25 protein-coding genes are annotated in these 25,906 nt (G+C 65.2%); 16 read left to right on the top strand and 9 right to left on the bottom strand.

All coding sequences use genetic code 11. The features are described from left to right. Nucleotides 1–202: 202 nt before the first annotated feature. From rpoZ to parC, 11 genes are all read left to right on the top strand, one after another. Nucleotides 203–595: a DNA-directed RNA polymerase subunit omega gene (gene rpoZ, locus K289_RS0119850; protein WP_027522935.1), complete on the top strand. Its 393-nt coding sequence runs from the start codon at nucleotides 203–205 to the stop codon at nucleotides 593–595. Between the two features lie 207 nt (nucleotides 596–802). Beyond that, complete coding sequence (locus tag K289_RS0119855) at nucleotides 803–3,094, top strand: bifunctional (p)ppGpp synthetase/guanosine-3',5'-bis(diphosphate) 3'-pyrophosphohydrolase (RefSeq protein ID WP_027553130.1); 2,292 nt, start codon at nucleotides 803–805, stop codon at nucleotides 3,092–3,094. 110 nt (nucleotides 3,095–3,204) lie between these two features. Further along, nucleotides 3,205–3,957 (top strand): pyridoxine 5'-phosphate synthase, encoded by a 753-nt coding sequence (locus K289_RS0119860; protein ID WP_027553131.1) that lies wholly within the window; start codon nucleotides 3,205–3,207, stop codon nucleotides 3,955–3,957. Beyond that, a complete protein-coding gene (gene acpS / locus K289_RS0119865) occupies nucleotides 3,954–4,373 on the top strand; it encodes a holo-ACP synthase (RefSeq protein ID WP_027553132.1) in 420 nt (139 codons plus the stop codon). Before K289_RS0119860 ends, acpS begins: the two co-directional genes overlap by 4 nt. 249 nt (nucleotides 4,374–4,622) lie before the next feature. After that, complete coding sequence (lepB, locus tag K289_RS0119870; RefSeq protein ID WP_027553133.1) at nucleotides 4,623–5,387, top strand: signal peptidase I; 765 nt, start codon at nucleotides 4,623–4,625, stop codon at nucleotides 5,385–5,387. Then, on the top strand, nucleotides 5,384–6,199 hold the full coding sequence (gene rnc / locus K289_RS0119875) for a ribonuclease III (protein WP_027553134.1): 816 nt from the start codon (nucleotides 5,384–5,386) through the stop codon (nucleotides 6,197–6,199). The genes lepB and rnc overlap by 4 nt, the downstream gene beginning before the upstream one ends. After that, on the top strand, nucleotides 6,189–7,115 hold the full coding sequence (gene era, locus K289_RS0119880; protein ID WP_027553135.1) for a GTPase Era: 927 nt from the start codon (nucleotides 6,189–6,191) through the stop codon (nucleotides 7,113–7,115). Before rnc ends, era begins: the two co-directional genes overlap by 11 nt. Before the next feature lie 17 nt (nucleotides 7,116–7,132). Next, nucleotides 7,133–7,513, top strand: a complete 381-nt coding sequence (locus K289_RS0119885) for a hypothetical protein (protein WP_027553136.1) — start codon at nucleotides 7,133–7,135, stop codon at nucleotides 7,511–7,513. A gap of 144 nt (nucleotides 7,514–7,657) precedes the next feature. After that, nucleotides 7,658–8,410, top strand: a complete 753-nt coding sequence (recO, locus tag K289_RS0119890; protein WP_027553137.1) for a DNA repair protein RecO — start codon at nucleotides 7,658–7,660, stop codon at nucleotides 8,408–8,410. Nucleotides 8,411–8,512: 102 nt separating this feature from the next. Then, the gene (locus K289_RS0119895; RefSeq protein WP_027553138.1) at nucleotides 8,513–8,800 is read left to right on the top strand and encodes a hypothetical protein; all 288 of its coding nucleotides are present in this window, start codon (nucleotides 8,513–8,515) and stop codon (nucleotides 8,798–8,800) included. A gap of 60 nt (nucleotides 8,801–8,860) precedes the next feature. Beyond that, nucleotides 8,861–11,119 carry a DNA topoisomerase IV subunit A gene (parC, locus tag K289_RS0119900; protein WP_027553139.1) on the top strand — a complete coding sequence of 753 codons (2,259 nt, stop codon included), beginning with the start codon at nucleotides 8,861–8,863 and terminating at the stop codon, nucleotides 11,117–11,119. Nucleotides 11,120–11,179: 60 nt separating this feature from the next. Here the strand turns inward: parC and K289_RS0119905 are convergent, their stop codons facing one another. The 3 genes from K289_RS0119905 to K289_RS0119915 form a co-directional block, all read right to left on the bottom strand. Further along, complete coding sequence (locus K289_RS0119905) at nucleotides 11,180–11,986, bottom strand: hypothetical protein (RefSeq protein WP_156918073.1); 807 nt, start codon at nucleotides 11,984–11,986, stop codon at nucleotides 11,180–11,182. A gap of 79 nt (nucleotides 11,987–12,065) precedes the next feature. Beyond that, on the bottom strand, nucleotides 12,066–13,451 hold the full coding sequence (gene chrA, locus K289_RS0119910; RefSeq protein WP_027553141.1) for a chromate efflux transporter: 1,386 nt from the start codon (nucleotides 13,449–13,451) through the stop codon (nucleotides 12,066–12,068). Further along, complete coding sequence (locus K289_RS0119915; protein ID WP_027553142.1) at nucleotides 13,451–14,269, bottom strand: chromate resistance protein ChrB domain-containing protein; 819 nt, start codon at nucleotides 14,267–14,269, stop codon at nucleotides 13,451–13,453. The genes chrA and K289_RS0119915 overlap by 1 nt, the downstream gene beginning before the upstream one ends. A 204-nt stretch (nucleotides 14,270–14,473) precedes the next feature. On the opposite strand from K289_RS0119915, the gene dmeF reads away from it, so the two are divergent. From dmeF to K289_RS0119930, 3 genes are all read left to right on the top strand, one after another. Then, entirely contained in the window at nucleotides 14,474–15,451 is a 978-nt protein-coding gene (dmeF, locus tag K289_RS0119920; protein ID WP_027553143.1) for a CDF family Co(II)/Ni(II) efflux transporter DmeF, read from the top strand. A 97-nt stretch (nucleotides 15,452–15,548) separates the two neighbouring features. After that, entirely contained in the window at nucleotides 15,549–16,376 is an 828-nt protein-coding gene (locus tag K289_RS0119925) for an N-acyl homoserine lactonase family protein (RefSeq protein WP_027553144.1), read from the top strand. An 86-nt stretch (nucleotides 16,377–16,462) separates the two neighbouring features. Further along, the gene (locus tag K289_RS0119930; RefSeq protein ID WP_027553145.1) at nucleotides 16,463–17,341 is read left to right on the top strand and encodes a DMT family transporter; all 879 of its coding nucleotides are present in this window, start codon (nucleotides 16,463–16,465) and stop codon (nucleotides 17,339–17,341) included. Here K289_RS0119930 and K289_RS0119935 read toward each other — a convergent pair. After that, nucleotides 17,338–17,529, bottom strand: coding sequence for a hypothetical protein (locus K289_RS0119935; RefSeq protein WP_027553146.1), 192 nt, complete (start codon nucleotides 17,527–17,529; stop codon nucleotides 17,338–17,340). The two genes, K289_RS0119930 and K289_RS0119935, sit on opposite strands and share 4 nt — an antisense overlap. Nucleotides 17,530–17,560: 31 nt before the next feature. Continuing rightward, a complete protein-coding gene (locus K289_RS0119940; RefSeq protein WP_027553147.1) occupies nucleotides 17,561–18,718 on the bottom strand; it encodes an MFS transporter in 1,158 nt (385 codons plus the stop codon). A 181-nt stretch (nucleotides 18,719–18,899) separates the two neighbouring features. Here K289_RS0119940 and K289_RS0119945 point away from each other — a divergent pair, with 181 nt between their 5' ends. After that, a complete protein-coding gene (locus K289_RS0119945; RefSeq protein ID WP_027553148.1) occupies nucleotides 18,900–20,159 on the top strand; it encodes an adenylate/guanylate cyclase domain-containing protein in 1,260 nt (419 codons plus the stop codon). Nucleotides 20,160–20,246: 87 nt separating this feature from the next. Here the strand turns inward: K289_RS0119945 and K289_RS0119950 are convergent, their stop codons facing one another. Beyond that, on the bottom strand, nucleotides 20,247–21,491 hold the full coding sequence (locus K289_RS0119950) for an MFS transporter (RefSeq protein WP_027553149.1): 1,245 nt from the start codon (nucleotides 21,489–21,491) through the stop codon (nucleotides 20,247–20,249). A gap of 164 nt (nucleotides 21,492–21,655) precedes the next feature. On the opposite strand from K289_RS0119950, the gene K289_RS0119955 reads away from it, so the two are divergent. Beyond that, complete coding sequence (locus K289_RS0119955) at nucleotides 21,656–23,008, top strand: Nramp family divalent metal transporter (protein ID WP_027553150.1); 1,353 nt, start codon at nucleotides 21,656–21,658, stop codon at nucleotides 23,006–23,008. A gap of 64 nt (nucleotides 23,009–23,072) precedes the next feature. Here the strand turns inward: K289_RS0119955 and K289_RS0119960 are convergent, their stop codons facing one another. The 3 genes from K289_RS0119960 to hemB form a co-directional block, all read right to left on the bottom strand. Next, a complete protein-coding gene (locus K289_RS0119960; protein WP_027553151.1) occupies nucleotides 23,073–23,849 on the bottom strand; it encodes an arginyltransferase in 777 nt (258 codons plus the stop codon). Nucleotides 23,850–23,917: 68 nt separating this feature from the next. Then, nucleotides 23,918–24,457 carry an RDD family protein gene (locus K289_RS0119965; protein ID WP_027553152.1) on the bottom strand — a complete coding sequence of 180 codons (540 nt, stop codon included), beginning with the start codon at nucleotides 24,455–24,457 and terminating at the stop codon, nucleotides 23,918–23,920. Nucleotides 24,458–24,748: 291 nt separating this feature from the next. After that, on the bottom strand, nucleotides 24,749–25,807 hold the full coding sequence (gene hemB, locus K289_RS0119970) for a porphobilinogen synthase (protein ID WP_027553153.1): 1,059 nt from the start codon (nucleotides 25,805–25,807) through the stop codon (nucleotides 24,749–24,751). Nucleotides 25,808–25,906: the final 99 nt, after the last annotated feature.

Below are 25,906 nucleotides of genomic sequence, written 5' to 3' on the forward strand. Positions count from 1 at the left end.
GTATAGTTATGGCGGCGGTGCATAAGTCCGGGCCCGCCATCAATGGTAGCCCGAAAAACCACCCATCCCAGCCCCAATTTGGGGGTAGCAGAGCCGTTTGGCGAGGCCAAATCACAAAATGATCTTGCGAAACCGCCCCGGCCCCTATAACTAGCCCGCATCATCCACATATTTGGTCCCACCCAGAGCGGAGCGACAGTCCATGGCTCGCGTCACCGTAGAAGATTGTATCGACAAGGTCGACAACCGGTTTGACTTGGTCCTGCTGGCCGCCCACCGGGCCCGCATGATCTCGTCCGGTTCACAACTAACGGTTGACCGCGATAACGACAAGAACCCTGTTGTGTCTCTGCGCGAAATCGCTGACCAGACCATTTCGCCGGAGGATCTCCGCGAGGAGCTGGTGCATTCCCTGCAGAAGTTCGTCGAGGTGGACGAGCCCGAGCCCGATACGGTGCCGCTGATCGGTTCCGCGGGCGCGAGCGTCGATGCCGACGATACCGAAGTTGCCGTCGAGCGCATGACCGAAGAGGAGCTCCTGAAGGGCCTCGAGGGTCTCGCACCGCCGGAGGAGCAGCCCGAGGAGGACGAGTAATCGTTCCGTCGCTGTCGTCGAATTCTTGTGATCGGATCAAAGGCCCGAACCCGCGTTCGGGCCTTTGCTTTTGTTGACCTTTTCGTGGTTACCATGGCGTTGGCGGATCGCGCCGTTTCCTGTCATCGAATTGATCGGAACCGCGCGGGATCGGGGCTAAGGTGTATACAACGGGCGTCTTGGTGGCCCGTCTGAAGGCAGGAAGGCATGGTGTATCGGCGCCGGAGACACACGCAGATGCTGGCCGCAACCGAATCGGTTGCCGTGGCCCCGACGGCGCCGGCAGGAGCGCGACCGGCGAAGCCGCGCGCGCGCATGATGCGTCAGTATGACCTCGTCGAGCGTGTCAGATCCTACAATCCCAACACCGACGAAGACCTGCTGAACCGGGCCTACGTCTACGCCATGAAGGCGCACGGTTCGCAGACCCGCGCCTCGGGCGACCCGTATTTCTCGCACCCGCTCGAGGTGGCGGCGATTCTCACCGACCTGAAGCTCGACGACGCGACCATCGTCGCGGCGCTGCTCCACGACACGATCGAGGACACCGAGGCGACCCGCGCCGAGATCGACCAGCTGTTCGGGCCCGAGATCGGCGCGCTGGTCGAGGGCCTGACCAAGCTGAAGCGGCTCGAGCTGGTGTCGCGCGAAGCCAAGCAGGCCGAGAATCTGCGCAAGCTCTTGCTTGCGATTGCCGACGACGTCCGCGTTCTCCTGGTCAAGCTCGCCGACCGCCTGCACAACATGCGCACGCTGGAATTCGTGCCGCCGGAATCGCGCCGCCGCATCGCCGAGGAGACGCTCGACATCTATGCGCCGCTAGCCGGCCGCATGGGCATGCAGCAAATGCGCGAGGAGCTGGAGGATCTGTCCTTCCGCATGCTCGATCCGGAAGCCTATTCGGTGGTGATGCAGCGTCTCGATGCGCTCGCCGAACGCAACCGCAATCTGATCGGCGAAATCGAGGCGCAGCTTTCCAACAATCTGCGCCACAATGGCCTCGGCACGCGGGTCTATGGCCGGCGCAAGAAGCCGTTCTCGATCTGGACCAAGATGGAGCGCAAGTCGGTCGGCTTCGAGCAACTGTCCGACATCTTCGGCTTCCGCATCGTGGTGACGGACGTGGCTGCCTGCTATCGGGCGCTCGGAATCGTCCACACCACCTGGCCGGTGGTTCCGGGGCGCTTCAAGGACTACATCTCGACGCCCAAGCAGAACGATTACCGCTCGATCCACACCACGGTCATCGGCCCCGGCAACCAGCGCGTGGAACTCCAGATCCGCACCGAGGAGATGGACCAGATCGCCGAGCGCGGCATCGCCGCGCACGTCTTCTACAAGGAAGGGGCCGGTTCGCCGACCGAATTCCTCAAGCGCGAGTCCAACGCTTTTGCCTGGCTCCGCCACACCGTCGGCATCCTGTCGGAGAGTGCAAATCCAGAGGAATTCCTCGAGCACACCAAGCTCGAGCTGTTCCACGATCAGGTGTTCTGCTTCACCCCGAAAGGCAAGCTGATCGCACTGCCGCGCCACGCCAACGTGATCGATTTCGCCTATGCCGTGCACACCGACGTCGGCAACAGCGCGGTGGGCTGCAAGATCAACGGCAAGTTCGCGCCGCTGTCGTCGGAGCTCCAGAATGGGGACGAAGTCGAGGTTCTGACCTCGGAAGCGCAGTCGGCGCCGCCGTCGGCTTGGGAATCGCTAGCGATCACCGGCAAGGCGCGCGCCGCGATCCGGCGTGCCACGCGCACGGCTGTGCGCGATCAATATGCCGGCCTCGGCCGGCGCATCGTCGAGCGCCTGTTCGAGCGCGCCAAGATCGAATATGCCGACGACAAGCTCAAAGGCGCGCTGCCGCGGCTCGCCCGCGCCTCGATCGATGACGTCATGGCGGCAGTCGGCCGCGGCGAGATCAAGGCCTCCGACGTCGCCCGCGCGATGTATCCCGACTACAAGGAGGAGCGCGTCGCGCGCTATGCCGGCAAGAAAGGTCTCGCCGCCAAGCTCAAGGAGAAGGTGGTCCCCGAGGCGCCGCGCAGCCCGGTCGCCATTCCGATCCGCGGCATCAACTCCGACCTCCCGGTCAAGTTCGCGCCGAATGGCGGCGCCGTGCCCGGCGATCGCATCGTCGGCATCGTCACACCGGGTGAGGGGATCACGATCTATCCGATCCAGTCGCCGGCCTTGAAGGATTTCGAGGAGGAGCCGGAGCGCTGGCTGGACGTGCGCTGGGACATCGAGGACAGCACTCCGCAGCGCTTTCCTGCCCGCATCAAGGTCGAGAACGTCAACGAGCCCGGCGCGCTGGCCCAGATCGCCACCGTGATCGCCGAACATGACGGCAATATCGACAATATCAGCATGCAGCGCCGCTCGCCCGACTTCACGGAGACGACGATCGACCTCGAGGTCTACGATTTGAAGCACCTGAGCGCGATCATAGCCCAGTTGCGCGCGAAGGCGGTCGTCGCCCGCGTCGAACGTGTTAATGGATAAGGCTCGTCGTTGCCGGGCTTGACCCGGCAACTCATCTTTCGAAGAGGATGGATGCGCGGGGCTCGCCCGCGGATGACGAGTTGAGGAATGTCACTTAAGTGAGCCCTGCAATGCCCGCTCCTCCGCTTCGCCTCGGCGTCAATGTCGACCACGTCGCGACCCTGCGCAACGCGCGTGGCGGCCGCAATCCCGATCCGGTGCGCGCGGCACTGCTCGCGATCGAGGCCGGTGCCGACGGCATTACGGCGCATTTGCGCGAGGACCGCCGCCACATCCGCGACGAGGACATGGCGCGGCTGAAGGCCGAGATCTCCAAGCCGCTCAATTTCGAGATGGCGGCGACCGACGATATGATGCGCATCTCGCTCGCCACCAAGCCGCACGCGGTATGCCTGGTGCCGGAGCGCCGGCAGGAAGTGACGACCGAAGGCGGGCTCGACGTGGTCGGCCAGCACAACGCGCTCGCGCCTTACATCGCGCGGCTGAACGATGCCGGCATCCGCGTCTCCTTGTTCATTGCGGCGGATCCCCAGCAGATCGAGATGGCGGCGCGGCTGCGCGCGCCCGTGATCGAAATCCACACCGGTGCCTGGTGCGATGCCGTGGTCGACGGCCACGCCGAGAAGGCCGAGGCCGAATGGCAGCGGATCGTGGCGGGGGCGAAGCTCGCGCGGGCTGCGGGGCTGGAAGTTCATGCCGGCCACGGGCTCGACTATGCGACCGCGGAGAAGATCGCGGCGTTGCCGGAGATCGTCGAGCTCAACATCGGCTACTACATGATCGGCGAAGCGCTCTTCGTCGGCCTCGCCGAGACGGTCCGCGGCATGCGCGCGGCGATGGACCGCGGCCGGAGCCGGGCATGATCATCGGCATCGGCTCCGACCTGATCGACATCACGCGTGTCGCCAAGGTGATCGAGCGCCACGGCGAGCGCTTCCTCGATCGCATCTTCACGCAGACCGAGCGCGCCAAGGCCGAGCGGCGCGCCAAGAACGAGAAGATGGTGGTGGCGACCTATGCCAAGCGGTTCGCGGCCAAGGAGGCCTGCTCGAAGGCGCTCGGCACCGGCATCCGGCGCGGCGTCTGGTGGCGCGACATGGGGGTGGTCAATATGCCGGGAGGGCGGCCGACCATGCTGCTGACCGGCGGGGCACTGGCCCGGCTCCAGGCCCTGACGCCCGAGGGCTTCGAGGCGCGCATCGACCTTTCGATCACCGACGACTGGCCCCTGGCGCAGGCCTTTGTGATCATTTCCGCGGTCCCGCTGGCGAAGTCCTGACGGTTCGGTGGTCATTTTATAATTCGCATTAAAAATCAATATCTTATGCAGTTTTGATGCGATCCTTGATTGCGTGGACCCCGACAACCGTCTAAAAGTCCGCGGACGCAAATCAGCCTGGGTGAATTCGGCTTTACGCCGGAATTGGCCCTCACTATCAGAATCAGGACAATCTCCTTACGCCGCGAACCGATGGGCCATGCGCGGGAGGAGGGCGCTCTGTGACCGCCGGCCGGAATTGAGAGAGCAATGAGCGTGACTTCGGGAACAAAATCTGAGAGCGGCCTCGGCGAAACCATCCGGGTCGTGATCCACGCTCTCCTGATTGCGCTGGTGATCCGCACCTTCCTGTTTCAGCCCTTCAACATTCCATCCGGCTCGATGAAGGCGACGCTGCTGGTCGGCGACTATCTGTTCGTCTCGAAATATTCCTACGGCTACAGCCATTACTCGATCCCGTTCTCGCCGCCGCTGTTCTCGGGGCGCATCTGGGGCTCGGACCCGAACCGCGGCGACATCGTCGTGTTTCGCCTGCCGAAGGATGACTCGACCGACTACATCAAGCGCGTGATCGGGCTTCCCGGCGACCGCATCCAGATGAAGGACGGGCTGCTCTACATCAACGACACGCCGGTCGAGCGGCAGCGCATGAGCGAGTATGTCGGCGAGGATCCGTGCGGCTCCGAAGGCGGCGGCATCTCCCGGGTGAAGCGCTGGAAGGAGACGCTGCCGAACGGCGTGTCTTATGAGACGCTGGACTGCGCCGACAACGGCTACATGGACAACACCAACGTCTACAACGTGCCGCCCGGCCATTTCTTCATGATGGGCGACAACCGCGACAACTCCACTGACAGCCGATTCCTGGGCCAGGTCGGCTATGTACCGTCGGAAAATCTGATCGGCCGCGCGCAAATGATCTTCTTCTCCATCGCCGAAGGCGAGCATGCCTGGATGTTCTGGCGCTGGCCGTGGGCGGTGAGATGGAACCGCTTCTTCAAAATCGTCCGATGAAAGACGAAGCCAAGGACATCGCGATCCAACCGACCGAGGCGCCAGTGAGCCCTGAAGGCGAAGCTGCTCCCAAGACACCCGCGAAGAAGAAGCGGGCACGGAGCGCCAAGGCCAAGGGGGCGAACGCGGCGCTCGAAGCGCGCATCGGACACGGCTTTGCCGATCCGAACCTGCTGATGCAGGCGATCACGCATGTCTCGGCGCTGAAGTCCGGGCGCAAGCGCGGCGACAGCTACCAGCGGCTCGAATTTCTCGGCGATCACGTGCTCGGGCTCGTCGTCTCCGACATGCTCTATCACGCCTTCCCGAGTGCCGACGAGGGCGAGTTGTCCAAGCGGCTTGCCGAACTCGTGCGCAAGGAAAGCTGCGCCGACGTCGCCAAGTCGCTCGGTCTGCTCGACGACGTCAAGCTCGGCTCGGTCGGCCCCAGCGCCGACGCCCGCCTGCGCAAGAGCGTACTCGGCGACATCTGCGAGGCCGTGATCGGCGCCATCTTCCTCGACGGCGGCCACGCGGCCGCGGCGGAGTTCGTCAAGCGCAACTGGACCGAACGCATGCACAAGCCGCGCCGGCCGCTGCGCGATCCCAAGACCGTGCTGCAGGAATGGGCGCAGGGCAAGGGACTGCCGACGCCGGTCTACCGCGAGGTCGAGCGCACCGGCCCGCATCACGATCCGCAGTTCCGCGTCGCCGTCGACCTGCCGGGGCTGGCGCCGGCCGAAGGCATCGGCGGCAGCAAGCGCGCGGCGGAGAAGGTGGCGGCCTCCGTCATGATCGAACGCGAAGGCGTTGGCGGCGGCAATGACGGCTGAAGCAAGCGGCGAAGCGCCTGCCGCGACGCGCTGCGGCTTCGTCGCGCTGATCGGCGCGCCGAACGTCGGCAAATCCACCCTGGTCAATGCGCTGGTCGGCGCCAAGGTCACGATCGTCTCGCGCAAGGTGCAGACGACGCGCGCGCTGATCCGCGGCATCGTCATCGAAAACAACGCGCAAATCATCCTGGTCGACACGCCCGGTATCTTCTCGCCCAAGCGCCGGCTCGACCGCGCCATGGTTTCGACCGCCTGGAGCGGGGCGCATGACGCCGATCTCGTCTGCGTGCTGCTCGATGCCAAGACCGGTCTCGATGAGGAGGCGGAGGCGATCCTTGCCAAGGCAGCCAGCGTCAATCACGAGAAGATACTGGTGATCAACAAGGTCGATCTGGTCCAGCGCGAGAAGCTTTTGGCGCTGGCGCAGGCCGCCAACGAGCGCATGCCGTTTGCCAGGACCTTCATGATCTCGGCGATCTCGGGCGATGGCGTCGACGACATTCGCACGACCCTTGCGGAGATGGTGCCGCCCGGCCCGTTCCTCTATCCCGAGGACCAGATGTCGGATGCGCCGATGCGGCAGCTTGCGGCAGAGATTACACGCGAAAAGATCTATCAGAAGCTGCACCAGGAATTGCCGTACCAGTCCACGGTCGAGACCGACAAGTGGGAGGAGCGCAAGGACAAATCGGTGCGCATCGAGCAGACGATCTTCGTGGAGCGCGAAAGCCAGCGCAAGATCGTGCTGGGCAAGGGCGGCGCCACCATCAAGTCGATCGGCGCGGACTCGCGCAAAGAGCTGATGCAGATCCTGGATGTGCCGGTGCACCTGTTCCTGTTCGTCAAGGTGCGCGAGAACTGGGGCGACGATCCCGATCGCTATCGCGAGATGGGCCTGGAATTCCCCAAAGAATAAGACATGACCGGGATCCGATGAGCGTGCCTCGCAACGTCCTGCGCTTCGAAGCGCTGCTATATGCATCGCTGATGCTGGATGCCCTGTCGGTCGCGGTGCAGGACCGCACGCCGAATGCGGAGATGACCGAGCAGATGATCATGACGGCGACGCTGCTCGCCGGCGGCATGATCCTGCTTCTGGTCTATTTCGTCTGGCTCGCGGCGAGATGGCGGAAGAACTGGCCACGCTGGGTGCTGGCGGCGGCCCTGGTGCTGTCGGTGATCTCGCTCGGCCAGATCATCGGCGAGAAGGGGATGGAGCTCGACAGCGCCATCGAGATCGTGTCCTGCGTGCTGACGACGATCGGGCTTTACTTCTCGTTCACCGGGGATGCCCAGGGCTGGTTCAACGCGTGACGTTTCACGCAATGCCGTAGGGCGGGCAAAGGCGCGCTCTTGCGCCGTGCCCACCGCAATCGCCAGTGCGCAGTGGATCAAAATTGGTGGGCACGCTTCGCTTTGCCCACCCTACGATCCCTCGAAATGCGTTAGGCTCACCCCATGGAATGGACCGACGAAGGCATCGTGCTCGGCGTGCGGCGGCATGGCGAATCCAGCGCCATCGTCGAGCTCCTGACGCGCGAGCACGGGCGTCATCTCGGGCTCGTGCGCGGCGGTGCCAGCTCGCGGATGCGGCCCCTTCTGCAGCCGGGGAACAGCGTCAGCGCGGTCTGGCGGGCGCGGCTCGACGAGCATCTCGGAACCTACGCGATCGAAGGCCTGAAACTGCGCGCGGCGGCGCTGCTTGCCTCGTCCCATGGCGTCTACGGCGTCACCCATCTGGCCTCGATTGCGCGGCTGCTGCCGGAGCGCGACCCGCACGAAGAGATTTTTGCGCTGCTCGAACATTCGCTCGACGATTTCGACGACATCGGCGGTGCGGCCGTCCATCTCATCCATTTCGAGCTGGCGATGCTCTCCGAGCTCGGCTTCGGGCTGGCGCTGGAGAATTGCGCGGTGACCGGGGAGACCACCGACCTCATCTACGTCTCGCCGAAATCCGGCGGCGCGGTGTCACGCACCGCCGGCGAGCCGTGGCGCGACCGGCTGCTACGTCTGCCGCCGTTCCTGCGCCACGGCGAAACAGCGAGCGAGCTCACGGACGAGGACCTGCAGGATGGCTTTCGCCTCACCGGCCTGTTCCTGCTGCGCCATGTGCTGGAGCCGCGTGGGCAGGGCCATTCCGATGCGCGTGCCGGCTTCATCAATGCCTTGACGCGCCAGCAGGCGAGGGCGGCGGTATCAGCGCCATGACCTGACTGCGCCACTGCCTTGTCCACAGGCATGGAGTTCCTCGGAACGGAATCGCCCTGTTCGTGTTAGGGGGGAGCAGGTTCCACATCGGGGACAGTCCACATGTTGATAAGAGGATTTGCGCTGTCGGCGGCGCTGCTTGCATTTGTGCCGGACGCGATGGCCGGCGAGCCGCAACCGGGCCTGTTCCGTCGCGCCTCATGCACGGTGGTCAGGTACTATGTGGCGAAATATTCCGCTGTAGCCGCAGAGACATGGGCGCGGTCCCATGGCGCGACTGAGGCCGAAATCGACGTTGCGCGCCGCTGTCTGACCAACGCGCCGGCGCCCGCGCAGGCCAGGAATCCGCAAACCACCCCGCCTGTGACCGCTGGTTGGGCCGGGCATTAACGGCCCACAGGGAACCAATCCATCCTTGCCCGATTCGCTTCCACGGTTTAACCGGGCGGCATGGGAAAACGATTGATTCCGCCGGAGGAGCCGGCCGAAATTCACGAGGTGCCGCTGCGTGAAGCGCTGGAAGAGCGCTATCTCGCCTATGCGCTCTCCACCATCATGCACCGCGCGCTGCCGGACGCGCGCGACGGCCTGAAGCCGGTGCACCGGCGCATCCTCTACGGCATGCGGCTGCTCAGGCTCGACCCCGGCACGGCCTTCAAGAAGTCCGCCAAGATCGTCGGCGACGTGATGGGTTCGTTCCATCCGCATGGCGACCAGGCGATCTATGACGCCATGGTGCGCCTCGCGCAGGATTTCTCCTCGCGCTATCCGCTGGTCGACGGCCAGGGCAACTTTGGCAATATCGACGGCGATAACCCCGCCGCCTACCGCTACACCGAAGCGCGCATGACCGACGTCGCGCGGCTTCTGCTCGAGGGCATCGACGAAGACGGCGTCGAGTTCCGCGCTAATTACGACGGCCAGTCGAAAGAGCCGGTCGTGCTGCCCGGCGGCTTCCCCAACCTGCTCGCCAACGGCGCGCAGGGCATCGCGGTCGGCATGGCGACCTCGATCCCGCCGCACAACGCCGCCGAGCTCTGCGACGCTGCGCTGCATCTGATCGAGAAGCCCGACGCGAAATCCAAGGCCCTGCTGAAATGGGTCAAGGGTCCGGATTTCCCGACCGGCGGCATCATCGTCGATTCCAAGCAGGCGATCGCCGAGGCCTACACCACCGGCCGCGGCTCGTTCCGGGTGCGCTCCAAGTGGCAGCAGGAAGAGGGCGCTCGCGGCACTTGGGTGGTCGTCGTCACCGAGATCCCGTGGCTGGTGCAGAAGTCGCGGCTGGTCGAGAAGATCGCCGAGCTGCTTGACCAGAAGAAGCTGCCTCTGGTTGGCGAGGTCCGCGACGAATCCGCCGAAGACATCCGTCTCGTCATCGAGCCGAAGTCGAAGAACGTCGATCCCGCCCTGATGATGGAATCGCTGTTCCGGCTGACCGAGCTCGAAAGCAAGATTCCGCTGAACCTCAACGTTCTGATCAAGGGCCGCATCCCCAAGGTGGTGGGACTCGCGGAGTGCCTGCGCGAATGGCTCGACCATCTTCGCGACGTGCTGATCCGCCGCTCCAACTTCCGCAAGGGCCAGATCGAGCACCGGCTGGAGGTCCTTGGTGGCCATTTGGTCGCCTATCTGAACCTCGACAAGGTGATCAAGATCATCCGCACCGAGGACGAGCCGAAGCCGGCGTTGATCAAGGCGTTCAAGCTGACCGAGGTCCAGGCGGAGGCCATCCTCAATATGCGTCTGCGCAACTTGCGCAGGCTCGAGGAAATGGAGATCCGCAATGAAGACAGGGATCTGCGCAAGGAGTTGAAGGGTATCGAAGGCCTCCTCGCCTCAGAAGCCGAGCAGTGGAAGAAGGTCGGCGAGCAGGTCGGCAAGGTCCGCGACATGTTCGGACCCAAGACGCCGCTCGGCAAGCGCCGCACCACGTTTGCGGACGCGCCCGAGCACGATCTTGCGGCGATCGAGGAAGCCTTCGTCGAGCGCGAGCCGGTCACGGTCGTCGTCTCCGACAAGGGCTGGATCCGCACCATGAAGGGGCACGTCGAAGATCTCTCCGGCCTTGCCTTCAAGCAGGACGACAAGCTCGGCTTCGCCTTCTTCGCCGAGACGACCTCGAAGCTGCTGCTGTTCGCCACCAACGGCAAGTTTTACTCGCTCGATGTGGCGAAGCTGCCAGGCGGCCGCGGCCACGGCGAGCCGATCCGCCTGTTCATCGACCTCGAGCAGGAGGCCGCCCCCGTCGCGCTGTTCGTCAACAAGGGCGGACGCAAATTCCTGGTGGCTAGCCACGAAGGCCAGGGTTTTGTCGTCAACGAGGACGATTGCGTCGGCACCACCAAGAAGGGCAAGCAGGTCCTCAACGTCGACATGCCGAACGAGGCGCGCGCGGTCACAGAGGTGCTCGGCGACACGATTGCGGTGATCGGCGAGAACCGCAAGATGCTGATCTTCCCGCTCGATCAGGTGCCGGAAATGGCGCGTGGCCGCGGCGTCCGTCTGCAGAAGTACAAGGACGGCGGCCTGTCCGACGTCGCCGTATTCGATGCCAAGGCGGGTCTGACCTGGAAGGACTCCGCGGGGCGCGAATTCAGTGCGACCATGAAGGAGCTCGCCGAGTGGCAAGGCACCCGCGCCGACGCCGGCCGCCTGCCGCCGAAGGGATTCCCGAAGTCGAACAAGTTCGGCCGGGTGATCGGGTAGGCTGGTTGCTGCCCCAACAAGACTGTCATGCCCCGGCTCGACCGGGGCATCCACCGGCCGCTAATCCTCCACAAACGCTTTCCATCGGCTCAGCGCCGACTGTCGCAAGCTCGCTCTTTCGCCATCGAGCTCGGAGCTGCGTTTCGCCGCGTCCGTCATTGCGGTCGCAGCGCGATTGTAGCCGTTGGCCGTGGACTGGAAGGGAAACACGAACTGGCCGTTTGTGACCCTATAGATGCCGAACTCGCGCACCAGCAGCGCCACGCATTTTTCGTAGGCGTTGTAATAGTCTGCGCGTGCGATGAGCATTTTCGAAGTGAGCGCGGTCCAGGCTCCATGCTGCTCGTCGATCATCGCCATGAACGAGGTCAATCGCTCGTCCCCGACGTTCAGTGACCGAACGTCCTTCTCCACATTCTCACGTGCAGACGTGAGCAGCGCATCGTAGCGCGGCGCGAACGTCGCGACATTGGCTTCGGCGGTCTTCAGGTCGCGCCGAAGCGCGTCGAGGTCATTGCGGCTGGCCGTGCCGAGATCGCCGAGCATCGGCAAGGGCCTTGCCGCGGCTTCATCGAGCAGTCGCCGAGCCGCAGCGTCGATGTCGTTCACGTCCTCGTTTGCGAGTGCGACGAGCCTGAGCAACCTGTTGGAGGGATATTGCTTGATGGCTTGATCGAGCTCTGCAGGATCGGTCACGTCGCGCAACGCAGCCCGGCTCTCCTCCGCGGACCTGACGGCCTGAAGCCTCGACAGGTCGCCAGCGTAGTAGATGGCGCCAACGCACACAGCCGCAAAGAAACCGAAGAGCAACAGAACGAGGAGCAATCGTCCGCGCGGTTTGGCAGCCTGATGCGACACTGATCCCACGGGGCGGGACTCCTCTCGAACGACACATTACTGTCTTTCGCAGGGCCCGAGGAGTCCAGCTATGATCTGATCAGTCTCCCTAGATCACCCCCACCAGCCGCAAGGCGATACCCGCCGCGCAACTACCCGCCAGCACCGTGAGCATGCCGAGCCTGAAGCGGAACAGCGCGGTTGCGGCTGCGATCGACAGCGCGAGCGCCGGGATGTCGACGCTGGTCAGCACGGGACTGTCGAAGGAGAGCGGGAAGGCGTTCACCGGCACGGTCTCGCGGAACAGCGTGTGCAGCGCGAACCAGATCGACAGATTGAGGATCACGCCGACGACGGCGGCCGTGATCGCACTCAGCGCGCCGGCAAGGCCCGTGTTGCCGCGCAACCGTTCGATGTAGGGCGCGCCGACGAAGATCCAGAGGAAGCAGGGCGTGAAGGTGACCCAGGTCGCGAGCAGTCCGCCGAGGGTTGCCGCGAGCATCGGCGACAGCCCGCTGGGATCGCGGAAGGCGGCCATGAAGCCCACGAACTGGAGCACCATGATCAGCGGGCCCGGCGTGGTCTCGGCCATGCCGAGGCCATCGAGCATCTCATTCGGTTTCAGCCAGTGATAGTGCTCGACCGCCTGCTGGGCGACATAGGCCAGCACCGCATAGGCGCCGCCGAAGGTGACCAGCGCCATCTTCGAGAAGAACAGGGCGATCTGGCTAAACACATTGGCCTCGCCGAAGGTCGCGAGCAGCGCGATCACCGGTGCCAGCCACAGTGCAAGCCAGAACGCGCCGACGCGGATGGCGCGTCCGGTGTCGGGGCGGACGTGCTCGGGCACGGCTTCGCCCAGCATGCTGTCGATCACGGCTGTGTTGCCACCATGGCCGTGACCGGCCGGCGCGAATTCCGGGCGACCGCTTCGCGCGCCGGCATAGCCGATCACGCCGGCGGTGAGGATGATCAGCGGGAAGGGGACCGCGAAGAAGAAGATGGCGATGAAGGCGAGCGCGGCGAGCGCAATCATGACCCGATTCTTCAGCGCGCGCTTGCCGACGCGCACCACCGCCTCGACGACGATGGCGAGCACTGCGGCCTTCAGCCCGAAGAACAGCGCCTCGACAAAGCTGACATTGCCATAGGCGGCATAGATGTAGCTCAGGCCCATGATCGCGATGATGCCGGGCAGGATGAACAGCCCGCCCGCCACCAGCCCGCCGGCGGTACGGTGCAGCAGCCAGCCGACATAGGTGGCGAGCTGCTGCGCCTCCGGTCCCGGTAGCAGCATGCAATAGTTCAGCGCATGCAGGAACCGGCCCTCCGAAATCCAGTTCTTCTCCTCGACCAGGATGCGGTGCATCACCGCGATCTGCCCCGCGGGCCCGCCGAAACTCAGGCAGGCAACGCGGAGCCAGACGCGAAAGGCTTCGCCGAAGCTGATGCCGTGACCGGCATCAGCTCCTGCTTGAACGCTACGGGTATCCATTACGCCTTCACCTTGTTGGTCGGCCAGTTGTGGGTCTCGGTGGTGGCGTCGCGGCACCAGCGGTAGAAGGCGTCGTAGAGCGTCATGCCGGCCTCGAGCTGCGCGAGGTCATCGTCATACATCCGCGACAGCCCGAGAGACGCCGCGAGCAGGCCAGGCGCCTCCGGCGCGAGGTCGGGCCGGGCCGTGTCGGCGCCGCGCACGAGCGTTGCCAGCCGCTGCAAGGGCGGTGTGGCGAGCCCGAACTCCTCCATCATCACGTCGAAGGTGCAGAGCTCGCCGCGGTGGCTCCAGAACACGTTTTCGATGTCGAAGGGCGCCGCGCCAAAGTGCTCGCCGACGGCGACCACTTCGGAGGGCGCGACGTACAGGAACACCGCGTTGGGATCGACGAAGCGGCGGATCAGCCAGGGGCAGGCGATGCGGTCGACCTTCGGCCGCGCGCGCGTCACCCAGATGGTCCGCCCCCTCGCATCGCGTGGCGGCAGTTTTCTGGTGTCGATCAGCGGCAGATTTGCCGCTTTCCAGCCCTCGAAGCCGCCTTCCAGCGTCTCGGCCTGCACGCCGAGCTGGCGCAGCCAGGCCGCCGTGCCCTGGGCGAGCTTTTCGCCGCGGAAGCAGGTGACGATGGCGGAGCGGCCGGCAAACTCGCCGCCCCAGTCCTGGACGTTCTCGTGACTGAGCTTGATGGAGCCGGGGATCAGCCGCCGGTCGGCGGAAAAATCCTCCTCCGTTCGCACGTCAATCAGGGTGGGGGCATTGGGCGTGCCGATCAGGCGCGCCAGTTTGTCGGGAGATATGGTCGTGAAAGTAGACATGATGATGCGTCCTCGTAAGAACCGAACGGGACGCGATACTTGGGCATGTCGCCTCGTGGGGAGATCGCTCAATCCCCATGGCGCCAATTACAGCGAAACCGCGGGGGGCTGTCAATCGCCGGTTTTGCCGGCAATGAGCGTTAGTAAGGGATGCTGTCAGGGCCTATATTGGGCGCTGGAATCTACTCCTGGAGATCTGGTCCGATGCATTCCCATTCCATCGAACAATGGACACACGATCACGCGTTCCTGGGCGAGCGGCACGACGAGAACGAGCGGCGCACCTGGTTCGTGGTCGTCCTGACGCTGGTGATGATGGTCGGTGAGATTCTGGCCGGCTCGCTGTTCGGATCGATGGCGCTGCTCGCCGACGGCTGGCACATGGGCACCCATGCGGCGGCCCTCGGGATTGCCGCCTTCGCCTACCGTTTTGCGCGACGGCACCTCGGGAATGCGCATTTCACCTTCGGCACCGGCAAGTTCGGCGATCTCGCCGCCTTCGCCAGCGCGATCATCCTGGGATTGATCGCGGTCCAGATCGCCTATGAGAGCGTGCTGCGGCTGTTCACGCCCGTGCCGATCGTCTATGGCGAGGCGATCGCGGTTGCCGCCCTCGGCCTGTGCGTCAACCTGGTGAGCGCGTGGCTGCTGCGCGACAGCCATGACCATCACCACCACGGCCACGATCATGGCCATGGTCATGCACATGATGATCACGACGATCATGACCATGATCGTCACGGCCATCACCACCATCATCACGACCACAATCTCCGCGCGGCCTACGTCCATGTCATGGCCGATGCGGCGACCTCGGTGCTTGCGATCGGTGCGCTCGTCGTCGCGATGTATTCGGGATGGGTGTGGGCCGATCCGGCCGTGGGCCTGATCGGCAGCGTGGTGATCGCGAGCTGGGCGTTCGGTCTGGTCAAGGCCTCCGGCGCAGTGCTGCTCGACGTGCGCGCGGACGAGAAGCTGGAGCGCATCGTCCGTGCCCGGATGGAGGTTGGTGACGACCGCGTCACGGATCTGCATCTCTGGCAGGTCGGCCCCGGCCATTGCGCCGTGCTGGTGTCGGTGGTCTCGGATGCGCCGAAGCAGCCGGCCGTCTACAAGAGGCGGCTCGCCGGGCTGAAGGGGCTCAGCCATATCACGGTCGAGGTCGAGACCTGCCCGCACTGATGTGATCGGCGCCTTCGGGAATTTTCAGCCCACTCCGGGTTTGGTCCTCGGTATCGGCGCGCGGCCTCGCCGTCACGGTGAAAAAGGAACAGCAACCATGCGCCGGACCGGCCTTGCCTTCTCCGCCATCGCACTTGTGCTCTGCGCCACCACAGCGTCCGCGCAGTCGCAGACATCCGCCGTCGAGAAGCTCTACATTCTCAATTGCGGGGAGGGCACCGCCGGCGACATCTCGCGCTGGTCGCCCGGCGTGAACGAAGGCAAGTCGATGGACTTCGTCGACACCTGCTACCTCATCAAGCACGGGCAGGACTGGTTCCTGTGGGACACCGGCATTACTGATGCCGTTGCCGCGATGCCCAATGGGCTCGCGCCCGCCGACCCCAAGGCGGTCACCTGGCGGCGACCGAAGACGCTTGCAGCGCAGCTCGAGCAGATCGGAGTGAAGCCGGCGGACATCAAGGCGATGGGCGTCTCGCACACGCATCCCGACCACATCGGCAATGTCGAGATGTTTCCGCAGGCCATGCTCTACGTGCAGAAGGCTGAATATGACTGGCCCGGCGCCAACAATGAGCCGCGCTTCAAGCCCTCCCATCCCGTCGAGCTTTTGTCGGGCGACAAGAACGTTTTCGGCGACGGCAGCGTGACCATCCTGTCGACGCCCGGGCACACGCCGGGGCATCAGTCGCTGCTGGTGAAATTGTCGAAGACCGGGGCGGTGGTGCTGTCCGGCGATGCCGTCCATTTCAGGGATAATTGGGATAACCGTCGCGTGCCCAGCATGAACGCCGACAAGGACCGGAGCGTGGCCTCGATGCAGAAGATCGCCGACACGCTCGCCAAGGAGAAGGGGCAGCTCTGGATCAACCACGACAAGGCCCAGCGCGACGGCCAGAAGCTGGCGCCGGAGTTTTACGACTGAGGCCTGCAGGCCAACCGACCCTGCTGCCATGACGGTGGCAGCAGCACCATGCTAGGCGGCCGCATCGTCTCCGAGAGGGAACGCCTGTGGGAGAGTGGGGCGGAGTTGCGATCGCGCTGGCGTCCAGCAGCCTCGGTGGCACCGCGGCGGCGATCACCCGCTATCTCGTCGTCGGCGCCGATCCGATCCTGCTTGCAATCCTGCGCTGGGGCATCGGCTTCGCCTGCCTGCTGCCGAGCGCGCTTCTGCTCGGCGTCCGCTGGCCGTCGCAACGTGACTTGCCGGCCGTGGCGCTGCTCGGCGTCTGCTTCTTCGGCCTGTTCTTCATCCTCTACAACATCGCGGTGTCCTACACGACCGCCGCGCGCGCCAGTCTTGCGCTGGCGACGCTGCCGCTCCACACCATGGTGGTCGGCGCGCTCTTAGGCGTGGAGCGGCTGACGGCGCGCAAGATCACCGGCGTCGGCATCGCCGTGCTCGGCGTGACGGCGGCGCTCGCGACGGGCCTGGCGCAAAGCCCGCCGGGCGCCTGGCGCGGCGAACTGATCATGACCGGAGCCGTGTTCTGCATGGCGTTCTACAATGTGCTGTCGCGCCCGTTGATGAAGCGCTCCAGCGCGCTCGGCTTTCTCACCGTCGGCATGGGCGCAGGTGCAGTCGTGTTGGTGCTGGTGGGTCTTTGGCGTGGCAGCTTTGCGGCGCTCGATCGTTTCACCGCGGCGCAGTGGACCGCCGGTGTCTATCTTGGCATTGGCGGCGGCGCGCTTGCCTTCATCCTCTGGGTCAAGGCGCTGGAACGCGCCACACCGACCCGCGTCGCCAATACGATGACGGTCAACCCGATCGCGGCCGCCTTGCTCGCAGCGCTCCTGATCGGCGAGCCGATTACGCCCAATCTCCTCATCGGGTTGGTTGCCGTGTTCGCCGGCATCTGGATCGCCACCGGCGAGACGAAGACGGCCTAACTTCGCGGTGCCGTCACCGGCGGTGGGCCGCTTTCCGGACTCTTCTTCGGCTTCAGCGTGCCGGCATAGAAGGAGAGCAGCCACACCAGCACGACGGCGAGGAGATAGACGCCCCAGGCCTGCGGCGGCGTGGTCGCCCAGCGGAAGGCGCGTCTGAATGTGCCGGGGGTGCTGGTGTCTTCGGTCATGGGCCGCTTGTGCGCGATAGCGCCGCTGCGGTCAATCCGGCCGTCGCTCTGCGCGGATCAGGAACAGCGCTGCCAGCGCCGAAAGGCTGAGCGCGGACGACACGATCAGCACCTTGGCTCCCATCACGTCGATGAGCAGGCCGAAGGCAAGTGGCGACACGGCCTGCGCCATGCGTGCCGGCGCGCCGATGATGCCGAGGCGGTAGCCAAAATCCTTCGGGCCGAAGATCGACAGCGGGAGCGTGCCGCGCGCGATCGTCAAGATGCCGTTGCCCGAGCCGTGGAATAGCGCGAAGGCGCTCGCCGCGGCGCCGCCGAAGATCGCTACGATCACTGCTCCGATCGGATGGGTGAAGCAGGCGAGGCGCGTCGACCACAGCGGATGGAAGCGGCTGAGGAAGCCCGCTTCGAGAATGCGCGCGCCGACCTGCGCCGGCCCGATCAGCGCGCCGGCCGCGATCGCTTCGACCGGTGTTGCGCCGGTGGTCTCGAGGATGCGCGGAAAATGCGCGGCCATCGCGCCGGTGACGGTCCACACCGCGGCGAAGATGAAGGCGAGCAGGATCATGGTGCGGTCGAGCGGCAGATGCGGCTTCGCTGCCGTCGCGGCGGCCTGCTTGGCGCCCTTGATCGCCGGCAGCATGAAGAAGTTCAGCGGAAGGCCGATCAGGATGTTGGCAGCCGCCCAGGCAAAGCAGGTGTCGCGCCAGCCGATATGCGACAGGCCCCAGGCGGTGAGCGGCCAGCCGACGGTCGAGGCAAAACCCGCCATCAGCGTGATGCCCGTGATCGAGCCGCGCGCCTCGGTTCCGTAGATTCGGCCGAGCGCGGCGAAGGCGGCATCATAGAGTCCCATCGCCATGCCGATGCCGAGCACGAGCCAGGCGATCGCCATCATCGTGACGGATTGCGAGAACCCAAGCAGCACGAGGCCGGCGGCGATCGTCAGATTCGAGGCCGACAGCACCTGCCGTCCGCCGACGAGGTCGATCTGTCGCCCGATGCGCGGGCCGAGCATCGCGGAGATCACCAGCGACGCAGAGAACGCGCCAAAGATCCAGTTGGAGGAGACGCCGAGATCGCGCGCCATGGGGTCGGCGAGCAGGGCCGGCAGGTAGTAGCTGGAGGCCCAGGCCAGGGTCTGCGTGGTGCCGAGCGCCAGGATGATCGGAAGCTGTCGCTGGCTCATCCGCGCGCGCTTCCGATTCTGGCCGACAAAGTCATCATCCATCGCATTTGCCGCCCGCAGCGCGGGCGCGTCAACCGCACCTGCGGCATATTCGACCTGCGGCGAACGGGAGCCTTGGTTGTGCACGGCACGCGCGCGGCTTCCGCCTTTCGCTGGTCACGAATGCACGCCATAATGGCGTATGCAATTGACCTCCCGTCTCGAGCTGATGAACTGGCTGACCGGCCAGGGGCTCACCGGCCTGCCCGAACCCGAACTGCTTCGCGGCTTCTGCGAGCGCTGCCGCGCCGAGGGGCTCGAGCTGTCGCGCGGCCTCCTCTTCATCGACACGCTGCATCCGATCTACGAGGGGCGGGGTTTTCGCTGGAGCGACAGGCCGAGCAACGAGAGCGAAGCCTTCGAATACGGCTCGACGGCCGAGGGCGATCCGAACAAGAACTGGCGGCGCTCGGTGTTCTTCCATTTGCTCGAGCACGGCCACGACGAGATGCAGATCGATCTTGCCGATTGCGACAAGCTCGACTTCTCGCAGATCGGTGAACTTGCCGAAAAGGGTCACCGGCATTTCCTCGCCTTCGTGCATCGCTTCGGCGAAACAGGCGCGCTCGGGCAGATGGATTGCCTTTATTCCTACTGGACGACGCGGCGCGCGGACGGTTTCAGGGAAGCCGAACTCGCCGCGCTGCGCGACCTCGTGCCGGTGCTCGGGCTCGCGATCAAGTCGGCACAGCAAGTCGATATCGTGCGTACGCTCGGGCGCGTCTATCTCGGGCGCGACGCCTCCGAGCAGGTGCTGCGCGGGCGCATCTCCCGCGGTGTCACCGAACGCATCAACGCCGTGCTCTGGTATTCGGACCTGCGCGGCTCGACCGGGATCAGCGAGAGCATTGGGCCTGACGAGATCATCCCGTTCCTCAACGACTATGCTCAAGCGGTGATCGACGCGATCCACGACGCCGGCGGCGACGTGTTGAAGCTGATCGGCGATGGCGTGCTCGCGATGTTCACCGGCGAGGATATGGCGACAGCGCGTCGCGCAGCGCTGCGGGCCGAGCATCTGTTCCGCCAGAACGCCGTGGCGTTGAATACGCGCCGGGCGGCCGACGGCCGTCCCACCACGTCGGCCTATATCGGCCTGCATGTCGGCGAAGTCTTCTACGGCAATATCGGCAGCGAGGACCGGCTCGACTTCACGGTGGTGGGACCGACCGTCAACGAGGTCAGCCGCATCGCATCGATGAGCCGTTCGGTCGATCGTGAGCTCCTGGCGTCGTCGGAGTTCTACAAGGGCCTCGATGCCACCGGCCGCCGCTATCTCGTCTCCACCGGCCGCTACGCGCTGCGTGGCATCGGCCGCGCGCAGGATCTCTACACGCTCGATCCGGATATCGACGCGAACGAGCCGGTGACGGGGAGCTATGAGCGGTATTTGGCGGGTTAGGCCCGCCTGTTTCCCCGCAGTCGTCCTGGCTTTCGCCAGGACGACTGCGGAGGGAATTGCCCCGTTTCTCGCAATGACGAGGTGGCGCTAGCACCGCGCCGCCGCGCCGTCCTCCACCATCTTCGGCTGCCGATCCAGTGCCACCGCAGGCGAGAGCCAGATCACCAGCGCCTGCACGGCGAACACCGCCGCGGCGAGATACAGGCACGCCTCCGCGCTCCAGAAGCCGCCGACGACCGCGCCGAGCGCCGAGCCGACCGGGCGGGCGCCGTAGCTCATGATGTTGATGGCGGAGACGCGGCCGAGCAGACTCGGCGGCGTCACGGACTGGCGCAAGGTCGTGGTCGAGATCACCCAGAGGATAGGCCCGACGCCGAGCAGGAAGAAACTCAGGCCCGCAAGCCAGGGCGAGGGGAGCAGCACCGTCAGCGCCATCACCACCGCAGCGGCGAAACCGGTGACCGGGCCGAGGCCGATCACGGTGCCGAAGGCGATGCGGCGCATGACGCGCGTTGCGAGCAGCGCGCCGATCACCATGCCGACGCCGTACATTGCGAGCACGATGCCGACGCCTGTGGCCGACAGCCCGAGATGGCGCACGGCATAGGGTACGAACACCGCGAGCTGCAGGAACCAGCCGGTGTTGAAGATAAATTGGGTGACGAACACGGGCCGCAGCAGTGCGTGGTGGAACACGAATGCCGCGCCTTCGCGGATCTCCTGGAACGGATGACGCCGCGGCACGGGCGCGCGGGCCGGCTCGTAGAGCCCGGACAGCAGCACCACGGCGATCGCCGAAAGTGCGGCGGCGAAGGCGAAGGCGGGACTCGCGCCAAGCCAGCCGACCAGCGCGCCGCCGAGCGCAGGCCCGCTTGCGAAGGCGACGGTGCGCGCAAGCTCAATCCGCGCATTCGCCGCCGGCAGCAGCTCCGACGTTACCAGCGAGGGCACCAGCGCCGGCGCGGCCACGCTGTAGACGACGGTGCCGCACACCGCGGCAAAGCCGAGCAGCGCCAGCAGCGGCAGATTGAGCGCGCCGAGCCAGAGCAGCAGCACGACGGCCGCGAGCGCGGCCGCGCGCAGCGCTTCGGCGCCGGCCATCAGCGAGCGGCGGGAGATGCGGTCGGCGAGCAGGCCGGCCGGGATCGCGAACAGCACGAAGGGCAAGGTGAGGGCCGTTTGCAGCAGGCCGGTCTGGCCCTCCGCGACGCCGAGCGTCAGCACGGCGACGATGGGTGCGGCCGCCAGCGCGATCTGCTCGGCTGACTGCGCCGCCAGGTTGGACCAGGCGAGGCGGTTGAAGGTGTCGGGAAGGCGAGAGCTCGTTGACATGGCACATGTCCTGCAAAGTGATCCAGCGCCACTATTCACCTCCGTGGACGGCTAAACCCACCCGCTTCCCGATAGGCCCAGGCATGGCGGGTCTCGGGAACCGGTGCGGCTAGATGCAGTTGCAAATGAGTTGCAATAAGGATCGACTTCGGTATTCTGCCAACATGGATGCCCGTTCGCCCGATTTGACCCCCGAGGCCGCCGGTTGGCGCGCTGATGCGCCCGCCACCAAGAGCCTGGCCGAGGTGAATGCAACGGTGGCCGTTCCGGCCGGAGGCCGCTGGTGGCGGCGGCTGCTCGCCTTTGTCGGTCCTGGCTATCTCGTCTCGGTCGGCTACATGGACCCCGGCAACTGGGCGACCGACCTCGCCGGCGGATCGAGGTTCGGTTACACGCTGCTCTCGGTCATCCTGCTCTCGAACCTGATGGCGATCCTGCTGCAGTCGCTTTCCGCGAGGCTCGGCATCGTTACCGATCGCGACCTCGCGCAGGCCTGCCGCGCGACCTATTCGCCGGCAGTGAATTTCCTGCTCTGGCTTGCCTGCGAGGCGGCGATCATCGCCTGCGATCTCGCCGAGGTCATCGGCACCGCGATCGCGCTCAAGCTGTTGTTCGGCATTCCCCTGATCGGCGGCGCGCTGATCGCAGCGCTCGATGCCTTCCTGCTGCTGCTCCTGATGAACCGCGGCTTCCGATTTCTGGAAGCGTTCGTCATGGCGCTGCTTGCGGTGATTGCGGTCTGCTTTGCGATCCAGGTCGCGGCTGCGGCGCCGCCGGTCGCGGAGATTTTGCGCGGCTTTGCGCCGAAGACCGAGATCGTCACCAATCCGGAGATGCTCTACCTCGCGATCGGCATCATCGGCGCCACCGTGATGCCGCATAATCTCTATCTGCACTCCTCGATCGTGCAGACGCGCGCCTATGAGCGCAACGAAGCCGGCCGGCGCGAGGCGATCAAATGGGCGACGACGGACTCGACCATCGCGCTGATGCTGGCGCTGTTCATCAATGCCGCGATCCTCGTGGTCGCCGCCGCGACCTTCTACAAGAGCGGCCATTCCGACGTCGCCGAGATCGGCCAGGCCTTCGAGCTGTTGTCGCCGCTGCTCGGCCTCGGTATCGCTTCGACCCTGTTCGCAGTGGCGCTGCTCGCCTCGGGTCTGAACTCGACGGTGACGGCAACGCTGGCGGGACAGATCGTGATGGAGGGCTTTCTCGACCTGCGCCTGCCGAGCTGGGCGCGACGCCTCTTGACGCGCGGCATCGCCATCATTCCCGTGATCATCGTTACCGCGATCTACGGCGAGCGCGGTACGGCCGATCTGTTGGTGTTCAGCCAGGTCGTGCTGTCGATGCAGCTTCCCTTCGCCGTCATCCCGCTGGTGCGCTTCGTCTCCGACCGCCGCAAGATGGGCAAGTTCGCGATCCCCACGTCAGTCGCAGCGATCGCATGGATCGTCGCGGGCGTCATCGTGGTTTTGAACGTGAAGCTGCTGGCGGATGCGCTGTTCGGGTGAATGGCGAATGGCGAGTAGCGAATGGATTTGTTCTATTCGCTACTCGCCACTCGCCATTAGCGTCTCAATCCTGCGGCTCGGACGCTGCATCCCCTTGCGCGTCGATGCGGAGCCAGCCGGAGGGCGCGAGGCGCTGCTGCGGCAGGAAGCGGGCCTTGTAATCCATCTTCTTCGAGCCTTCGATCCAGTAGCCGAGATAGACGTAAGGCAGGCCCTGGCGGCGGGCGCGGGCGATGTGGTCGAGGATCATGAAGGTGCCGAGCGAGCGGCTGACCTGGCTGGGCTCGAAGAAGGAATAGACCATCGACAGGCCGTCGCTGAGTACGTCGGTGAGTGCCACCGCGAGCAGCTCCTCGCCGCGGCCGGTGATGCCGCTGTCGGGTCCGCGCCTGCGGTACTCGATGATGCGGGTCTCGACATGGCTGTCCTCGACCATCATGGCGTAGTCGAGCACGGTCATGTCGGCCATGCCGCCATGGCGGTGTCGGGCATCGAGATAGGCGCGGAATACCGAATATTGCTCGGAGGTCGGCACCGCGCTGCGCTGCTCGCCGATGACGTCGGCGTTGCGCGCCAGCACTTTGCGGAAATTACGGGAGGGACGGAATTCATTGGCGATGACCCGGACCGAGACGCAGGCGCGGCACTGGTCGCACGCTGGCCGGTAGGCGATCGATTGGCTACGGCGGAACCCGCCATGGGTCAGGAGGTCGTTGAGGTCGCCGGCGCGGTCTCCCACGAGGTGCGTAAACACCTTGCGCTCATGCCGGCCTGGCAAATAGGGGCAGGGGGAGGGCGCCGTAAGGTAGAACTGTGGGGTGTCGCGCGAGTGCTGGGTCAAGGGACGTCGTCGGCCTCCGAAGTGGGTATCAGCATCGCGCTATGGAGGCCCCCGGTCAATCGATTAGCTCAATAGGTCCGCGCCGCATGCGAGATGGGCGCGCGAACCGAGTTGTTGATCACCACGGTTCCGAGCACGAAATCATGCAGCAGGCGTCGGCGGCCGTTGAACAGGCCGACCAGGACCACGAAGGGCGACAGGAACGAGACCGATACCCAGAACAGCACGGCATGCGTGGCGCCGAGCACGAAATAGCCGGGCGCGCCGTACCAGGTGCGCAATTCGAGATCCATAACCCGCATGCCGATCGTCGCCGAAGACGGACCGCCGATGCAGGCTCCGTAATAGACGATGGCCCAGATCACCGATGCCGGCCACGCCAGCCAGAACAGCGCCCAGCCAAGGCCAAGCGTGACAACGCCGAACACGGCGATGAAGAGGTAGCCGAGGATGACCGGCACCGAGATCACGACGAGGTCGATCAGAAAGGCGAACACGCGCCGCGTCGCTACGCCGCGGAACAGTTCCGGGTGCAGATAGGGATCATAGGCATGCGGCTGCATGCCGCCGTCATTGCGCCAGCCATTGCCTGAGTCCGAATACGACATGGTCCGTCCTCTCAAGGGGAAACTCCCGTGGCAGGACATGGGAACAGGCCGTCCTCATGCCAAGGGCGCGCTGGCTTTAACAGGCGGAAATATTCCGGCGATTCCGCGGCGCCGCGGGAGGAGGCGGGAAAGGGAACGCTGGCGCAACAATCCTTGGTGTCATCCGGGCTTTCGCCACGACAACACCGGGGCTGTAGGGTGGGCCAAGGCGCGTCAGCGCCGTGTCCAACACACTTTGCCTCATATGCGCTCGGAAATTGGTGGGCACGCTTCGCTTTGCCCACACTACGATTACTGCGCTCTGATCTTCTCCGCCGCCTTCGGCGCAAAATAGCTCAGCACGCCGTCTGCGCCGGCGCGCTTGAAGGCCAGAAGGCTCTCCATCATGGCGCGGTCGCCGTCGAGCCAGCCGTTGTTCGCGGCTGCAGCGATCATCGCGTACTCGCCCGACACCTGGTAGGCGAAGGTCGGCATCGCAAAGGTGTCCTTCACCCGCCGCACCACGTCGAGATAGGGCATGCCGGGCTTCACCATCACCATGTCGGCGCCTTCGGCGATGTCGAGCTCGACCTCGCGCAACGCCTCGTCGGTGTTGGCGCTGTCCATCTGATAGGTGCGCTTGTCGCCTACAAGCGTCTTGGCCGAGCCGATCGCGTCGCGGAACGGGCCGTAGAAGGCGGACGCGTATTTCGCCGCATAGGCCATGATCTGCACGTCGAGCAGGCCCGCATGGTCCAGCCCCTCGCGGATCGCGGCGACGCGGCCGTCCATCATGTCGGAGGGTGCGATGATGTCGCAGCCGGCTTCGGCCTGCACCAGGGCTTGGCGCACCAGCACAGCGACCGTCTCGTCATTCAGGATCTTGCCGTCGGTGATCAGGCCGTCATGGCCGTGGCTGGTGAAGGGATCGAGTGCGACGTCGCAGAGAATGCCGAGATCGGGAAACTCCTTCTTGATCGCGCGCACCGCCTGGCAGACCAGGTTGTCAGGGTTGGTGGCCTCCGATCCTTCCTCGTCGCGCAAGGAGGGATCGGTGTAGGGAAACAGTGCAATGCAGGGGATAGTGAGCTTCACGGCGCGCTCGGCCTCACGCACGGCCTGATCGACGCTGAGCCGGTCGACGCCCGGCATCGAGGCGACCTGTTCGCGCTTGTTGCTGCCGTCGATCAGGAACAGCGGCCAGATCAGGTCGTCGGTGGTGAGCACGTTCTCACGTACCATGCGCCGTGCCCATTCGGCCTTGCGATTGCGGCGCGGGCGGACGGTCAGATCGAGCGCGGGGGAGGCGACTGCGCCGCAGGAGCGCGCGACCTCGCGCAATTCGATCGGACGTCCGTATTTGATCGCCATTACTCTTCCTCCGGCTGGAATTATTCTTATACCAGCTCGCATGGTTCCCGTCACCGCGGCTTGACCTGCCGCAAGGTGATGGCAGCCGATTGATTTTGC

The sequence above is a fragment of the Bradyrhizobium sp. Cp5.3 genome, assembly GCF_000426265.1.
Lineage (GTDB): Bacteria > Pseudomonadota > Alphaproteobacteria > Rhizobiales > Xanthobacteraceae > Bradyrhizobium > Bradyrhizobium neotropicale.

Coding starts and splice junctions, on each gene's coding strand:
- K289_RS0119940 (WP_027553147.1), bottom strand. CDS start 18,718: ATGAGCCAGCGACAGCTTCCGATCATCCTGGCGCTCGGCACCACGCAG.
- K289_RS0119945 (WP_027553148.1), top strand. CDS start 18,900: ATGCAATTGACCTCCCGTCTCGAGCTGATGAACTGGCTGACCGGCCAG.
- K289_RS0119855 (WP_027553130.1), top strand. CDS start 803: ATGGTGTATCGGCGCCGGAGACACACGCAGATGCTGGCCGCAACCGAA.
- K289_RS0119885 (WP_027553136.1), top strand. CDS start 7,133: ATGAGCGTGCCTCGCAACGTCCTGCGCTTCGAAGCGCTGCTATATGCA.
- K289_RS0119895 (WP_027553138.1), top strand. CDS start 8,513: ATGTTGATAAGAGGATTTGCGCTGTCGGCGGCGCTGCTTGCATTTGTG.
- acpS (WP_027553132.1), top strand. CDS start 3,954: ATGATCATCGGCATCGGCTCCGACCTGATCGACATCACGCGTGTCGCC.
- dmeF (WP_027553143.1), top strand. CDS start 14,474: ATGCATTCCCATTCCATCGAACAATGGACACACGATCACGCGTTCCTG.
- recO (WP_027553137.1), top strand. CDS start 7,658: ATGGAATGGACCGACGAAGGCATCGTGCTCGGCGTGCGGCGGCATGGC.
- parC (WP_027553139.1), top strand. CDS start 8,861: ATGGGAAAACGATTGATTCCGCCGGAGGAGCCGGCCGAAATTCACGAG.
- K289_RS0119965 (WP_027553152.1), bottom strand. CDS start 24,457: ATGTCGTATTCGGACTCAGGCAATGGCTGGCGCAATGACGGCGGCATG.
- rpoZ (WP_027522935.1), top strand. CDS start 203: ATGGCTCGCGTCACCGTAGAAGATTGTATCGACAAGGTCGACAACCGG.
- era (WP_027553135.1), top strand. CDS start 6,189: ATGACGGCTGAAGCAAGCGGCGAAGCGCCTGCCGCGACGCGCTGCGGC.
- rnc (WP_027553134.1), top strand. CDS start 5,384: ATGAAAGACGAAGCCAAGGACATCGCGATCCAACCGACCGAGGCGCCA.
- chrA (WP_027553141.1), bottom strand. CDS start 13,451: ATGGATACCCGTAGCGTTCAAGCAGGAGCTGATGCCGGTCACGGCATC.
- K289_RS0119915 (WP_027553142.1), bottom strand. CDS start 14,269: ATGTCTACTTTCACGACCATATCTCCCGACAAACTGGCGCGCCTGATC.
- hemB (WP_027553153.1), bottom strand. CDS start 25,807: ATGGCGATCAAATACGGACGTCCGATCGAATTGCGCGAGGTCGCGCGC.
- K289_RS0119935 (WP_027553146.1), bottom strand. CDS start 17,529: ATGACCGAAGACACCAGCACCCCCGGCACATTCAGACGCGCCTTCCGC.
- lepB (WP_027553133.1), top strand. CDS start 4,623: ATGAGCGTGACTTCGGGAACAAAATCTGAGAGCGGCCTCGGCGAAACC.
- K289_RS0119860 (WP_027553131.1), top strand. CDS start 3,205: ATGCCCGCTCCTCCGCTTCGCCTCGGCGTCAATGTCGACCACGTCGCG.
- K289_RS0119955 (WP_027553150.1), top strand. CDS start 21,656: ATGGATGCCCGTTCGCCCGATTTGACCCCCGAGGCCGCCGGTTGGCGC.
- K289_RS0119925 (WP_027553144.1), top strand. CDS start 15,549: ATGCGCCGGACCGGCCTTGCCTTCTCCGCCATCGCACTTGTGCTCTGC.
- K289_RS0119950 (WP_027553149.1), bottom strand. CDS start 21,491: ATGTCAACGAGCTCTCGCCTTCCCGACACCTTCAACCGCCTCGCCTGG.